Annotated in this window: 11 protein-coding genes and 1 riboswitch; of the genes, 8 read left to right on the forward strand and 3 right to left on the reverse strand. The window is 52.7% G+C overall.

What is annotated here, in order from left to right; genetic code table 11:
* Positions 1 to 79: 79 nt before the first annotated feature.
* The 3 genes from EDI28_RS18835 to EDI28_RS18845 are packed head-to-tail and all read right to left on the reverse strand — an operon-like array spanning position 80 to position 5,179.
* Positions 80 to 3,202: an efflux RND transporter permease subunit gene (locus EDI28_RS18835; RefSeq protein WP_128785434.1), complete on the reverse strand. Its 3,123-nt coding sequence runs from the start codon at positions 3,200 to 3,202 to the stop codon at positions 80 to 82.
* Complete coding sequence (locus EDI28_RS18840) at positions 3,199 to 4,542, reverse strand: efflux RND transporter periplasmic adaptor subunit (protein WP_128785435.1); 1,344 nt, start codon at positions 4,540 to 4,542, stop codon at positions 3,199 to 3,201. Before EDI28_RS18840 ends, EDI28_RS18835 begins: the two co-directional genes overlap by 4 nt.
* Positions 4,526 to 5,179, reverse strand: coding sequence for a TetR/AcrR family transcriptional regulator (locus EDI28_RS18845; RefSeq protein ID WP_128785436.1), 654 nt, complete (start codon positions 5,177 to 5,179; stop codon positions 4,526 to 4,528). The genes EDI28_RS18840 and EDI28_RS18845 overlap by 17 nt, the downstream gene beginning before the upstream one ends.
* A 573-nt stretch (positions 5,180 to 5,752) precedes the next feature.
* On the opposite strand from EDI28_RS18845, the gene leuA reads away from it, so the two are divergent.
* The 8 genes from leuA (at position 5,753) to thiQ (ending at position 15,068) form a co-directional block, all read left to right on the forward strand.
* The gene (gene leuA, locus EDI28_RS18850; protein WP_128785437.1) at positions 5,753 to 7,303 is read left to right on the forward strand and encodes a 2-isopropylmalate synthase; all 1,551 of its coding nucleotides are present in this window, start codon (positions 5,753 to 5,755) and stop codon (positions 7,301 to 7,303) included.
* Positions 7,304 to 7,305: 2 nt separating this feature from the next.
* Positions 7,306 to 8,394, forward strand: a complete 1,089-nt coding sequence (gene leuB / locus EDI28_RS18855) for a 3-isopropylmalate dehydrogenase (protein ID WP_128785438.1) — start codon at positions 7,306 to 7,308, stop codon at positions 8,392 to 8,394.
* Positions 8,395 to 8,417: 23 nt separating this feature from the next.
* Positions 8,418 to 9,857, forward strand: a complete 1,440-nt coding sequence (gene leuC / locus EDI28_RS18860) for a 3-isopropylmalate dehydratase large subunit (protein ID WP_128785439.1) — start codon at positions 8,418 to 8,420, stop codon at positions 9,855 to 9,857.
* Between the two features lie 15 nt (positions 9,858 to 9,872).
* Complete coding sequence (gene leuD, locus EDI28_RS18865) at positions 9,873 to 10,475, forward strand: 3-isopropylmalate dehydratase small subunit (protein WP_128785440.1); 603 nt, start codon at positions 9,873 to 9,875, stop codon at positions 10,473 to 10,475.
* 182 nt (positions 10,476 to 10,657) lie between these two features.
* Positions 10,658 to 11,440: a DUF547 domain-containing protein gene (locus tag EDI28_RS18870; RefSeq protein WP_128785441.1), complete on the forward strand. Its 783-nt coding sequence runs from the start codon at positions 10,658 to 10,660 to the stop codon at positions 11,438 to 11,440.
* Positions 11,441 to 11,513: 73 nt separating this feature from the next.
* Positions 11,514 to 11,622: riboswitch (TPP riboswitch) on the forward strand.
* 140 nt (positions 11,623 to 11,762) lie between these two features.
* Positions 11,763 to 12,740 carry a thiamine ABC transporter substrate binding subunit gene (thiB, locus tag EDI28_RS18875; protein WP_128785487.1) on the forward strand — a complete coding sequence of 326 codons (978 nt, stop codon included), beginning with the start codon at positions 11,763 to 11,765 and terminating at the stop codon, positions 12,738 to 12,740.
* Between the two features lie 13 nt (positions 12,741 to 12,753).
* Positions 12,754 to 14,343, forward strand: a complete 1,590-nt coding sequence (gene thiP, locus EDI28_RS18880; protein ID WP_128785442.1) for a thiamine/thiamine pyrophosphate ABC transporter permease ThiP — start codon at positions 12,754 to 12,756, stop codon at positions 14,341 to 14,343.
* On the forward strand, positions 14,343 to 15,068 hold the full coding sequence (gene thiQ / locus EDI28_RS18885) for a thiamine ABC transporter ATP-binding protein (RefSeq protein ID WP_128785443.1): 726 nt from the start codon (positions 14,343 to 14,345) through the stop codon (positions 15,066 to 15,068). Before thiP ends, thiQ begins: the two co-directional genes overlap by 1 nt.
* Position 15,069 lies beyond the last annotated feature (1 nt).

Genomic DNA, 15,069 nt, shown 5'->3' on the forward strand with positions numbered 1-15,069 from the left:
TATGCCTCCAAACTATAAAAGATGAGTATAAAAAACGGGGCCAATTGGCCCCGTTGAACAATGCGAGAATAGTACGCTATTAAACGGGCACCAACTCCTCATGCTTTCGCACCAAGTTAAAGTCGGCGAGGATGGCATAGGCAGCCGGGATCATGAATAGCACCAGCAAAGTCGAAGTGAAGATCCCGAACACTATCGAAATCACCAGCGGTTGGATAACCTGAGCCTGCAGGCTGGTTTCCAGCAATAACGGTAGCAGACCTGCAGCGGTGGTAAGTGATGTCAGAAATACCGCACGGAAGCGCTCCCGACTCGCTTTCACTACCGCATCATGAACACTCTCGCCCTCATCGACATGATGACGAATGTACTGCACCAGCAATATTGAATCATTGACAACGACACCGGCAAGAGACACAAAACCCATAATACTCGGCATACTCAGCGCATAACCCAACAGCCAATGCCCCCAGAATACCCCTATCAATGCCAGCGGAATTGCCAGCAGCACCACAAACGGCTCCAAATAACTGCGGAACTGGTAGCTGAGGATCACAAACACCCCAAAAATTCCCAGCATAAAACCGATACCCATCGACTGGCCGGTTTGCGCCGTATCTTTGGCCTCACCTTCAAAGTCGAAACGCAAGCCCGGATAACCCTGCTGCAGCTCAGGCATTAGCCGGTCACGGAACTGACGGGTAATTTCCGTCGAGCTAATCTTGCTGCTATCGAGATCAGCAAAGACGATCAGGGTCCTGACCCCATTGATCCGTTGAATGCGGACAAAATTACGCTGGTACTCCAGCATCGCAATCGAGGCCAGCGGGATCTGGCTACCATCACCCAGGATCACCGGGAAGCTGGCCAGCGTCTGGAGGTTGGCTGCCTCCTGCTTGTCAAAGCGGACTTCGACCTCAATATTTTCCGGGCCGATCTGAATTTCATCGGCAGTCTGGCCAAAATAGGCTGCGCGCAGCTGGGAGGCTATCATCTGGCCGTCAATGCCGAAGCTCTCGGCTCCCGGACGTAGCTTAACCAAGACTTCCTGCTTGCCCATCCGCATATCATCCAGCACACCGGAAACGCCGTCGAACTCGTTGAGGAACTGCTGCAGCTCAATCGATGCCCCTTTGAGCTGCTCGAGATCATCATGCTGCATCCTAATTTCAACCGCCCGGCCACCCGGCCCGACCATCGGCTGCTTGAACACCATCGACACTGGCGCGGCAATCACCCCGACTTCCTCACGCCAGGCTGCAATGAACTCGTCTATCAAGCTGTTGCGCGATTCTGCTCCCAGCATATCCAGCCGCACAGTTGCCACATGGGGGCCGCTTTCGTCGGCATCGGCATTGAAGTTATATTGCGCAGTAATGTGCTCGACCAACGTCCGACCATCTTCCTGCTCGTCACTCCATTTGCGGTTAAGCGTCTCCGCTGCGGTTATAATTTTCCCGACAACCAACTCTGTCTGTGCCAGCGACGCCCCCGGAGGCAGGATCACCCGGGCTTCGGCAATATCACCGTCCAGCTCGGGGAAACCGACAAACTTCAGTGCACCTCCGGCAAGCAAGGAAAAAGAAATCAGCAGCATCGCAATCACACTACCCAGAAACAGATAACGCCAGCGCACCACGGCATCCACCGCGGTCACCAATTGGTTATTGCGAAACGTCTCAAAACGCTTGAGAAAGCGCGCCTTAAAGGCCAACGGTGGCCGCTCGTGCTTGCCTCTCGCCCGTTGTTTTTGCAGCGAATGACTCAGATGATTCGGTAAGATCAAAAAGGCTTCAACCAAACTGATTGTCAGTACCAGGATAAGTACCATCGGTACGACCTTCAGGACGGCCCCCATTTCGCCTTCGAGAAACAACAAGCTGCCAAAAATACACACCGTGGTGAGATAGGAAGAAAGCACACCGGGGAAGACTTTCTTCACCCCTTCGGAGACGGCATCCGGTACCGACAGTCCCCGTTCAAGGTGGGCCGCTATCGACTCGGCAATCACGATGGCATCGTCCATCATGATACCAATTGCCATCAGCAGGGCGACCAGAGACATAATGTTGATCGACAGGCCCAGTCCGGCCATCAGGAACAGGCTACCGAGGAAGGCCACCGGCAAACCGGCTGCGACCCAGAACGAATAACGGAAGGTGAAAAACAACCACATGGTGGCAAATACCAACACGACACCCTGCCAACCATTTTTCACCATCATGGTCAGGCGATCCCACAATACCGAGGAGATATCGTTCGTCAGATTAAGCGTCACGCCGGTGGGGGCGACCTTGTTTTCGTCCTCGACAAACTGAACCACCCGCTCTTTGATCCGCAAGGCATCATCGGCCTTGTTCTTGCTAATTTTCAGCAGCGCCGATGGCTGACCATCAAACAGTACCTTCTGCTCATCCAGTTCGAAGCGGTCGGTAATCGTTGCAATATCTCCCAACCTGAGCAGGGCACCATCGCTGTCAGCACCTATTACGGTATCGGCCAGTGAATCCGGGGTGATCTTCTGCTCATCAAACCGGATCAGCAAGTTTTTCTCCGCCAGCTCAATATTGCCGCTGGGTAGCTTCAAGTTCTGGCGAGCCAGGCGATCTGCAATATCACCGACACTGAGGCCAAGCTGGCGCAATGATGCCTCTTTCAGTTCAACCCGGAGCTGATGATCGGAGAATCCGGCAACATCGACCAAGGACACGCCATAATCTAGCTTCAGCTTACGTTTCAGCTGCTCGGCATAGGCTTTCAGGTGCGGCCAGCTGGTATCGGCACTGATCGCGACATCAACCACCGGCTCGTTCCAGTCAAGTTCGCGGACAATCGGCGACTCGATTTGAGTCGGAAAATCATTGATGGCATTGATTTGGGTCTGGACATCTACCAGCATCCGCGATACCACATCGCTGCTGGTCAACTTGAGAACCAGCGAGGCCGAACCCTCGACCGCCTCACAGCGGGTCTCCTCGATATTGGCCAGCCCATCAACGGCATCCTCCATCCGCATGCAGATACTTTCTTCTACTTCCTGCGGCGAAGCGCCTGGGTAAACAACAGAAGCGATGATGTAAGGCGGTGAAAATTCAGGAAAGGTTTCCCGCTTGATCTGCGGCAGTGATACAAAACCAAAGATCAGCAAGGCCAGCATCAATAGGTTGGCCGCAGTTGGATGACGGGAGAAGTAGCGGATCATAACGCCGGCTCCTCATCTATTTTGCTGTTCACGGCCGTGCCATTTCGAGTCACAACCTGAAGTGCCATGCCGGAAACGGCTGGCAGCAGATCATTGACAACAAGCTGCTGTTGAGATGATAGCTCGCCACCAATGGCTACTTTGCCGGCTCGACGGAACAATACGTTCACCTGCTGGATCTGCAACGCATTATTCTCGTCAAGCAGATAAATCTTATCACCATGAAGCGCCCGCTCGGGGATCACCCAATGGGCATTGTCCTGACCGGACAAGCGGGCCTCGACAAACATCCCGTTAACCAATGGCGGCGCATCTTCCGGGGAAAGCTGGCTGTAATCCTGATCAACCTCGAGGATCACCCCGACCGTTGCCTGATTGGCACTGACCGTATCGCTGATCCGGGTCACCCTTGCTGGCCATTGTTGCTGGAAGCTGCCGCTGGAAAGCCGGATACTCGCGGTTAAATCAAGCTGATCAGCCCGCGGACGACCATCGGCATGGGCTGTATACTGGGTCAGGCTCGACGCCAGTACCTGCATATCATGCAACGCCACCTGCGCATCAATTTCCACGGTATCAATTCCATGGGCAATCACCATACTCTGCTGGGCGTTGACCACCTGATCCTGCTCGATATCGACACTGGAAATCCGGGCATCAATCGGCAGGGTGATTATCGTTTTTTCCAGTGAACGCTTGGCCTCAGATACCCGAGATTGATTGACATCCAGCTGCGCAATCGTCACCTTGCGCTCATTCGGCAATACAATCAGCTGATTCTGGATATCCTGAACTACTTTCTTGCTAGCAAGGGTATTTTGCAGTTCTAAGTCGACGGCAGACTGCGAGGTTAACCCTTTGCCTCGTAGCTCTTTCTTACGGGTTAGCTCTTTTTGACTGATTGCCAGACGATTTTTTTCAATCTTCAGCGTCGTTTTCAGGTTCTGCTCTTCCTGGGTCAGCTTGGCTAGCTGAGCCTGACTTGAGCTGACATCGGCTTCGGCCTGGGCCAGACGGAGTTCGTAATCCAACGGATCAATTTTCAGCAATGTCGTTCCGGCATCCAGCACCCTGCCTTTCTCCAGCCCGGGATGACGATACACCACCTTGCCGGACACCTCAGCAATAGCCTGCCACTCTACCTTGGGTTTAACCCGGCCAAACCCTGTTACCATAGGTGCCAGCGGTAGCTGTTGTAAGCTAATCACATCGACAGGCCGCGCCTTATTCAGCACCGGTTTTATCGCCGGGGTCGAGCGCAGGTTAATCGCCAGTACCAGCACAGCCACACCCACCAATACCGCAGGCAGGATCAAGATTTTTCTATTGAGCTTCGTCATTGGTACGGCCTCCCTGCGCTAAAATACCGTGGAGCAACACATTGACATTGTGATCAGCCAGCTCCATTAACCATTCTTCATTTAATTCAATTCCCTGGATCCCAAGCAAGGCGGGTGGAGCCAGAAAAGGGAACACCATCATACTGATAAATGTCATCCTCGCCATCTTCGGAGACACGTCATCGCGTAATACCCCGGCCCGGACCATCTTGCTAAACATCAGATCTTCAGCAGGAAAAGCGATCTCGCTAAAAATTCTTTCCATCGCTCGCCGCTGTAAGTCACCGGGCTCCATCATCATCGTACGTACAATCAGCTTCGGCAGATCAGGGCTTGGTGCCATAATGCGATAATAGGTCCGCATCAGATCGCCCACACTAGCCACATCACCGACACTGATCACGCGTTTCAATTGAGCACGAATAGGCTCCAGTGTTTCACGCAGCATGGTCTCGAACAGGCCAGCCTTGTTACCGAAGTAGTAGCGGATCAGTGCCACATTGACATCCGCCCGGGATGCAATCATCCGGGTCGATACTTTGCTGTAAGGAAGGGCAACAAAGAGCTTTCTTGCCTCTGTGATCAATCTTTCCCTGGCGTCGGAATCCCCGCTGGGGCGGCCTGCTTTTCCTGTCATAGTCACTCTGCTGCTAAATTAATTAATCACCTGATTAATAATTTACTTCAGTACTTTATCCGGCTGTACCGAATTTATTCACACCAAATTAATCATTTGATTAATTTTATATCAGGATAAAGATTCTGCCGTGTGCGTCCTCTCACCGTTGTTCTGTTATCAAATATTGAAAGGAAAATACCTCGACACAATAATATTTCACCATTCATTCATTGCCGCCATACCAACCGCCATCGACATACTGATTAAGCAAAAGAATAAATTCATTTAAAATCATGCAAATAAACATATTGGCAAAATATATATTCAATTAGTGGTTGACGATTAACCTGTCTATTTGGTATTCATTTGTTAATCAAATTTGTGGATATCATTTAAAAAATGAAAAAACGTTTCTTTCTACTCCTTAGCCTCCTCATTATCGTGAATAATTCGCGCGGGTAGCTGATGGGTGAGAAACACCACCAAGAATTCAAAAACCCGCGCAGAAAGCGCGGGTTTTTTTATATAGAGAGCCAGCGCAAGCGGATGCAGACAACGCCTGGATAGGCGGGCCAACATAAGGAAGTAGCAATGAAAGATCAGGTCATTATTTTCGATACCACGTTGCGCGACGGTGAGCAGGCTCTTTCCGCCAGCTTAACGGTAAAGGAAAAGCTGCAAATTGCTTACGCCTTGGAGCGAATGGGCGTGGATGTCATCGAGGCAGGGTTTCCGATCTCTTCCCCGGGAGACTTTGAATCGGTGCAGACCATTGCCAAGCACATCAAAAACAGCCGGGTCTGCGCCTTGTCCCGTGCCGTCGCCAAAGACATTGATGTCGCTGCCGAATCCCTTAAAGTTGCCGAAGCCTTCCGAATCCATACTTTCATCTCGACCTCCACCATCCACGTTCAGGACAAGCTGCGCCGCAGCTATGACGATGTGATCGAAATGGGGGTTGCCGCTGTCAAACGGGCCCGCAACTATACCGACGATGTCGAGTTCTCCTGCGAAGATGCCGGCCGCACCCCAATTGATAACCTGTGCCGAATGGTAGAAGCCGCGATCACTGCCGGTGCCAATACAATTAATATTCCGGATACCGTGGGCTACACCCTGCCAAACGAGTTTGGCGGCATCGTCTCACAACTGTTCGATCGTGTACCAAATATCGACAAAGCCATTATCTCTGTCCACTGTCATGACGATCTTGGCATGTCGGTCGCCAACTCGATGGCCGCCGTCCAGGCCGGTGCCCGCCAGGTCGAAGGCACCATCAATGGTATCGGTGAGCGCGCCGGTAACTGCTCGCTGGAAGAAATCGCGATGATCATAAAAACCCGCGCCGACTTCCTGGGGGTCCATACCAACCTCAAACACGACGAGATCCACCGCACCAGCAAGATGGTCAGCCAGCTTTGCAATATGCCGATTCAGGCCAACAAGGCGATTGTCGGTGCCAATGCCTTCAGCCACTCCTCGGGGATCCACCAGGACGGTATGCTGAAGAACAAAAATACCTACGAGATCATGACACCAGAGTCAATTGGTCTTAAGAACCAAGCACTAAACCTGACCAGCCGCTCCGGCCGAGCTGCCGTCAAGAGCCACATGGATACGCTGGGCTACACCGAAAACGAGTACAACCTGGACGAACTGTATGCCGACTTCCTGAAGCTTGCCGACCGCAAGGGGCAGGTATTCGACTACGACCTTGAAGCGTTAATGCACTTTGCCAACCTGCGCGAGGAAGATGACTTCTTCAAGCTTAACTACCTAAGTGTTCAGTCTGGCAGCGTAATGGCGACCACCAGTATCAAATTACAGTGCGGCGAGGAAGAAAAATGCGAGGCGGCTGTCGGTAACGGGCCGGTCGACGCGCTATACCAGTGTATCTATCGCCTGACCGGTTACGAAATCGTGCTGGACAAATTCGACCTGACCGCCAAAGGCGAGGGTGAAGACGGGCTAGGCCAGGCCGACATTATCGCCAACTACAAAGGCCGGAAATATCACGGAACCGGCCTGGCAACCGATATTGTCGAGGCTTCCGGCCAGGCATTGCTTCACGTTATCAACAGTATTTATCGTGCTGATCAAATTGCAGAAATTAAACAAAAATCCCATATGGAGACAGTATAACCATGGCAGGTACATATAAAATTGCCGTTCTACCGGGTGACGGTATTGGCCCAGAAGTTATGCAGCAGGCACACAAGGTGCTGGACGCTGCCCAGGAAAAGTTTGGCTTTACCCTGGAGAGCAACGAATTTGATGTCGGTGGTATTGCTATCGACAATCATGGTTGCCCACTACCGGAATCAACCATGAGGGGCTGTGAAGAGGCTGATGCCATTCTGTTCGGTTCCGTTGGCGGTCCGAAATGGGAGCATCTGCCACCCAATGATCAGCCTGAGCGTGGTGCCCTACTGCCGTTACGCAAGCATTTCCAGCTGTTCTGTAACCTGCGTCCGGCGCAGATCCACAGTGGTCTGGAGAACTTCTCGCCACTGCGCGCCGATATCTCTGAACGCGGCTTCGATATTGTGGTTGTCCGCGAGCTAACCGGCGGGATCTATTTTGGCCAACCGAAAGGCCGTGAGGGCGAGGGTCCGCAGGAAAAAGCATTTGATACCGAGGTTTACCACCGCTACGAAATTGAGCGTATTGCCCGTATCGCCTTTGAGTCAGCGCAGCTGCGTGGCAAGAACGTCTACTCGATTGACAAGGCCAATGTCCTACAGAGCTCGATCCTGTGGCGGGAAGTGGTAGAGGAAGTCGCCAAGGACTACCCTGATGTTACCCTAAACCACATGTATATCGACAATGCGACCATGCAGCTAATCAAAGATCCGTCTCAGTTCGACGTGATGCTGTGCTCGAATATCTTCGGTGACATTATCTCCGACGAGTGCGCCATGATCACCGGCTCCATGGGCATGCTGCCGTCAGCGAGCCTGAACCAGGACAAGTTCGGTATGTACGAGCCTGCCGGAGGCTCGGCACCTGATATCGCAGGCAAGAACATTGCCAACCCGGTAGCACAAATTCTATCTGCAGCTCTGATGCTACGCTATAGCCTAGGCGAGGAAGCAGCCGCCCGAGCTATTGAGCAAGCTGTTTCACAGGCGTTGGAAGCGGGCGAGCTAACCGCCGATCTAGCCGGCGATGCCCCGGCACTCAGCACCAGCGAAATGGGCGACAGGATTGCCGCCTACATCCGCCAAGCCTAAAAAGTACGAGGAGCAATCGAGCAATGTCAAACACCCAGACAAAAGCGCCAAAGACGCTTTATGAAAAAGTATACGATGCCCACGTTGCCGTTGCGGCGGAAGGCGAAACCCCTATTTTGTATATCGACCGCCATCTGGTGCACGAAGTCACCTCGCCGCAGGCGTTCGACGGCCTGCGCGAGAAAGGCCGCCAAGTACGTCAGGTCGGCAAGACCTTCGCCACCATGGATCACAACGTCTCGACCCAGACCAAAGACATCAAGGCCTCGGGAAAAATGGCGCAGATCCAGATGGAGACGTTGGCCAAGAACTGCGAAGAGTTCGGCGTCACCCTGTATGACCTGAACCACAAATACCAGGGCATTGTCCATGTCATGGGTCCTGAGCTGGGGATTACCCTGCCGGGTATGACCATTGTATGCGGTGATTCACATACCGCGACCCACGGAGCTTTCGGCTCGCTGGCATTCGGTATCGGTACCTCGGAAGTCGAACATGTGCTGGCGACCCAGACGCTGAAGCAGGCCCGGGCCAAGACAATGAAAATTGAAGTCAAAGGCAAAGTGGCAGAAGGCATTACCGCCAAAGATATCGTGCTGGCCATTATTGGTAAAACCACCGCTGCCGGCGGTACCGGCTATGTAGTCGAGTTCTGTGGCGAGGCCATCACAGACCTGTCGATGGAAGGACGGATGACAGTATGCAACATGGCAATTGAGCTGGGTGCCAAAGCCGGCCTGATAGCTCCGGATCAAACCACCTTCGACTACATCAAAGATCGCAAATTCTCGCCGGCTGATGCCAACTTCGATGCTGCCGTTGCCTACTGGCAAACATTGAAAACCGATGATGATGCGGAGTTTGATGCCGTCGTAACGCTGGATGCCAAAGACATCAAACCCCAGGTGACATGGGGAACAAACCCGGGCCAAGTCATTGCTGTTGACGCGCTAATCCCGTCACCGGAGGACTTCAGTGATCCGGTAGAAAAAGCATCAGCCGAAAAAGCGCTGGCCTATATGGGGCTGGAAGCCGGCAAAAAGCTTGCTGACTTTAGTATTGATAAAGTCTTCATCGGCTCCTGCACCAACTCTCGTATCGAGGACATGCGCGCCGCAGCGGCTATTGCGAAAGGCCGTCAGGTCGCGGCAAATATCCAGGCATTGGTTGTGCCGGGCTCGGAACAGGTCAAGGCCCAAGCCGAGCTGGAGGGACTGGATAAAATCTTTATCGAAGCTGGTTTTGAATGGCGCCTGCCGGGCTGTTCCATGTGTCTGGCAATGAATAACGACCGCCTGGGGCCTAAAGAGCGTTGTGCATCAACCAGTAACCGTAATTTCGAGGGCCGCCAGGGGCGCGATGGACGTACCCATCTGGTGAGTCCGGCCATGGCCGCCGCCGCAGCATGTGCCGGCCATTTCGTCGATATTCGTGAACTGGATTTTGAAACCGCAACCGCTTAATAGAAGGAACAGACAATGGCAGGTTTTAAGCAACATACAGGTTTGGTAGTTCCTTTGGATGCGGCGAATGTCGATACAGATGCCATAATTCCAAAGCAGTTTCTCCAAAAAGTGACCCGGACAGGCTTCGGTCAGCATTTGTTTCATGACTGGCGCTTTCTTGATGATGCCGGCGAGAAACCAAACCCGGACTTTATAATGAACGCACCGTGTTATCAGGGTGCCAGTATTTTACTGGCCCGTGAAAACTTTGGCTGCGGTTCATCGCGAGAACACGCCCCCTGGGCATTGGCCGACTACGGTATTCAGGTGATGATTGCCCCGAGTTTTGCCGATATTTTCTATGGTAACGCCATCAACAACCAGATGGTGCCGGTACGCCTGAGCGATCAGGAAGTCGACGAGCTGTTCCAGTTTGTCGAAAACAGCGAAGGGGCCGAAATTACTGTCGATCTTGAGACGATGCAAGTGAGTGCCAACGGCAAGCAGTACAGCTTCGAGATTGATGAATTTCGCCGTCACTGCCTGCTCAACGGCTTGGATAACATCGGCCTGACCCTGCAACACGAGGACAAGATTGCCGAGTATGAAAGTAAAATTCCGGCTTTTCTTGCCTAACAAGTAAATACTTACTCGCGCCCCGGCATCTATAGCTGGGGCACTTTACTATGCTGTTAGTTAATAATGAATTATTTCGCACCGGATACCCTGAAAGTCTGAACGATGATTGCTGCAAGAAAGCTGGCTGATACGAGGTCATATCATCTAGTTACTTTCCCCCAAGGCCGCAAGGACTTAGAATGCGTATTATATTCACCCTTTTATTACTGCTGGTTTCCGCCACTGGCAGCGCTGCACCCAAAGCCGAGCTGTGGCCCTACTGGCAACAAAGCAACGAAGCCAATACCGCGACCATCGACCACTCACTTTGGCAGCACACACTAAATAAGTATCTGGTACTGCACCCCCAACAAACACTGTTTCGCTACCACGCAGTTTCAAGCAACGGCAAATATGATCTTGACCGCTATATCCGCAAACTGGCCGCTACTGACCCTCGCAGCTATAGCAAAGACGAGCAGTTTGCCTATTGGGTGAACCTTTATAATGCCCTGACTGTTCAGCTGATCCTCGATAACTATCCGCTGAAATCCATTACCAAGCTAGGCGGCTTTTTCAGCTTTGGTCCCTGGGACGAAAAGCTGCTCACCATTAATAACAACGCATTGTCGCTCAATGATATCGAACACCGGATTCTGCGTCCGATCTGGCAGGACGCTCGTATTCATTATGTCGTCAACTGCGCCAGTCTGGGGTGCCCGGATCTCCAGCCCGAGGCATTCACCGCCGACAACAGCGAAAAGCTGCTTGAACAGAGTGCCAGCCGGTTTATCAACAGCACCAAAGGCGTCAAGGTAACAGGTAGCAAAGTGCTCCTTTCCTCTATCTATAACTGGTATAGCATCGACTTCGGTAACAAGAGCATGCTGCAAAACCACCTTAACCAATACCGAAAAGGCAAGCATGTTGAACTAAATAGCATTAGCTACGACTATGACTGGACACTCAACGAAGCTCGCTAGGGCGAAACACCGCCAACCCGACACAAAGTGGTATTGCGCTGGCAACAGACTGCGTAGCGCATTACAATAGCTATCGTTCTCATTGGGGAGTCTGAGCACAAAGCCAGACTGAGATTGCAACAGCAGAACCCACAGAACCTGAACCAGGTCATGCTGGCGTAGGAATTGAGATAATCTGACCACCATAACTGTCAACGTTGCAGCACGACGCTGAACACCTTTCTCAACCCTGTGCCGCTCATACGATTTATTTCCCTCTTGCAGGATGCAAGGGTATCAGGAGCGCATAGTGAAAAAATTACTTCCGATTCTAACTCTGTCGATGGCAGCAAGCTCAACATGGGCAACTACAGAAACCAACGATTCAACAACCACAGACACGCTAACCGTTTATACCTACAGCTCTTTTGCTTCTGACTGGGGACCGGGCCCGGCAATTGAAAAAGCCTTTGAAGCACAGTGCAACTGTAACCTTGAATTCGTCGCTCTGGACGACGGGGTATCGATCCTCAATCGCCTGCGCCTTGAAGGCAGCAACACCCAAGCCGATGTTCTGCTGGGTCTAGACAACAACCTGCTCAGCGAGGCAAAGAAAACCGGCCTGCTAACGACGCATAAAGTCGATACCAGCCATGTCACCCTGCCAAACGGCTGGAGCGATGATACTTTTGTGCCGTATGACTACGGTTACTTCGCATTTGTTTACGATTCCGAGAAGCTGGCAACGCCGCCCAAAAGTCTGGCGGAGCTGGTTGAGCGCGATGATCTGAGCATTATCTATCAAGACCCACGCACCTCGACACCGGGCCAGGGCCTGATGCTGTGGATAAAGTCGGTCTATGGGAACAAGGCGACTGATGCATGGCAGCAGCTGGCGAAAAAAACAGTTACTGTCACCAAGGGCTGGTCGGAAGCCTACAACATGTTTCTAAAAGGCGAGTCAGATCTGGTACTGTCATATACGACGTCACCGGCTTATCACATCATTGCCGACAGCGAGAGTAAGTACAAAGCAGCCAACTTCAGCGAAGGCCACTACATGCAGGTTGAAGTCGCCGCCAAGCTGAAAAACAGTCAGAACCAGAAACTGGCCGATCAGTTTATGTCCTTTATCCTGACGCCGGACTTCCAGTCTGTGATCCCGACGGGTAACTGGATGTATCCAGTTACCAAGCAGGATTTACCTAAAGGATTTGAGCAGCTAACACAACCTGCCAAGTCATTGGAGTTCGGTGCCGAGGAAGTGGCCGCCAAGCGTCGTGGATGGATCCGTGAATGGCAACATGCCCTGACCCAATAATGGCCACAATCCTTTGAATACACGCGTTACCCAAACCCTGCCCGGCATCATCTTTGCCGGGCTTATTATCGCTCTGGTACTGAGCGCGATCATCGCTCTGATCAGCCAGGCCAACGAGATCAATCCGTTGCAGATCTGGCAAGACCCTTACCTGCGTCATGTCTCCGGCTTCAGCTTCTATCAGGCACTGCTTTCAACCCTGCTGAGTATTATCCCGGCCATCCCGACCGCCTATGCCCTGTCACGCCGTCAGTTCCCCGGCCGGGGTCTGTTACTGCGTCTGTTTGCGATGACCTTGGTACTCCCGGTATTGGTTGCAGTCTTCGGCCTGCTGGCTATCTATGGCAGAAGCGGCCTGCTGGCCGAGTGGCTCAATGCCAACGGTCAATCTCTGCCTTTTTCTATCTACGGCCTGAACGGCATCTTGCTTGCCCATGTGTTTTTCAACTACCCCCTCGCAACCCGCCTGCTCCTGCAAAGCCTGGAGGGGATCCCGTTCGAGCAGCATCAGCTTGCAACGCATTTGGGGATCAAGGGCTGGAGCAAATTTCGCTTTATCGCCTGGCCGCGGCTTCGCCAGCAGCTGCCTCATGTTATTGGCCTGATCTTCATGCTGTGCTTTACCAGCTTTGCAGTGATCATGTCGCTGGGGGGCGGTCCGAAAGCCACAACAATTGAACTGGCCATCTATCAGGCACTGCGCTACGACTTTGACTTGGCAGGCGGAGCAATTCTGGCTCTGTGGCAAATGCTGATTTGCAGCAGCCTGGTGCTATTTACCCAGCGATTTGCCAAACCGCTGTCAACCCTCAGTGGATCAACCTCCCGTCAGCCGCCGAGCCAGTTTGACAGCTGGCAGACCAAAGCATGGGACGGGATATGGATTGGCTTTGCATTGCTGTTGGTTCTCCCACCGCTGCTGGCCGTAGTCGGTGCCGGGATCAACCGCCAGCTCCCCAGTTTGCTGGCCGAGCCAGCTCTATGGCAAGCTATCCTGAATTCATTAAAGATAGCCTCGCTGTCTTGTCTTACGGCCCTCGTTAGCGGCGTAGCCATTTTGGTTACCAGTCGCCAGTGGCGGCTACAGAAAAAAAACTTACCAGCGGACGGGATTGAACTGCTCGGCACCATTATCCTGATCACACCGGGACTGGTACTGAGTACCGGCATATTTCTGCTCCTGCGCCAATACATCGATGCCTTTGCAGCAGCCTTCTGGGTCATTGTCGGCGTTAATGCTCTGATGGCACTGCCCTATGTGATCAAAACCCTGAGCCAGCCAATGCTGCATGTTGCCCAGCAATATAATCCGCTGTGCCAGAGCCTTGGCATGGACGGACTCTCCCGCTTCCGTCTGGTTGAGTGGCGAGCACTGCGTAACCCCATCGCCCAGGCATTGGCTATGGGGTTTGTTCTGTCGCTGGGGGATCTCGGTGCTATTGCTTTGTTTGGCAGCCAAGGATTTCAGACCTTGCCGCTGTATCTGTTCCAGCTGCTAGGCAGCTACCAGATGGATGCCGCCGCCGTTGCTGCACTACTTTTGTTACTCCTCAGCCTGGGGATCTTTACTCTGGTTGAAAAATTACTGATTCGGACGCCATAATGCTGACCCTGAACCAATTAACCCACAGCTACGCTCAACCGACTCAATCCCGGCAGGCAGAGCATACCCGGCTGACCTTTGATCTCGATGTCGAAGCTGGTGACATTGTTGCCCTGATAGGCCCGAGCGGGGCTGGCAAGAGTACCCTGCTTGCTATGGTGGCTGGATTTCTCCCCCCCGATAGCGGCACGCTCACCATTGCCGACCAGACAATCAATCGCCAGCTTCCGTCCGAAAGACCGCTCTCGCTCCTGTTTCAGGATCACAACCTATTTCCCCACCTGAGCGTATTCGAGAATATCGGCCTGGGTCTTCACCCCGGGCTCAGGCTCAGCAGGGAAGACAAGGAAAATATTGTGGTGGCGGCTTCCCGTGTCGGGATCCAGAAATACCTCGACCGCCTGCCTGAGCAATTATCCGGCGGCCAAAAACAACGAGTTGCACTAGCGCGTTGCCTGATCCGAAAACGGCCGCTACTGCTGCTGGACGAGCCTTTTTCCGCCTTGGATCCGGCTTTGCGAAAAGAAATGCTGGAACTGGTAAAAAGTCTAGCCAAGGAGCACCAAACCACCGTACTGATGGTTACCCATAGTCCGGAAGATGCCCTGAAAATCGCCGGTAACTGTGCTTTTATCTGTGATGGCAAGATAAGAGTATTCGGAGAAACCAAGCAAATGCTTACTCAGCCAGAAGACGAGGCGCTGAAGAAATATTTAGGGGTTTAGA

Source organism: Photobacterium chitinilyticum, assembly GCF_004104355.1.
Classification (GTDB): Bacteria; Pseudomonadota; Gammaproteobacteria; order Enterobacterales; family Vibrionaceae; genus Photobacterium; species Photobacterium chitinilyticum.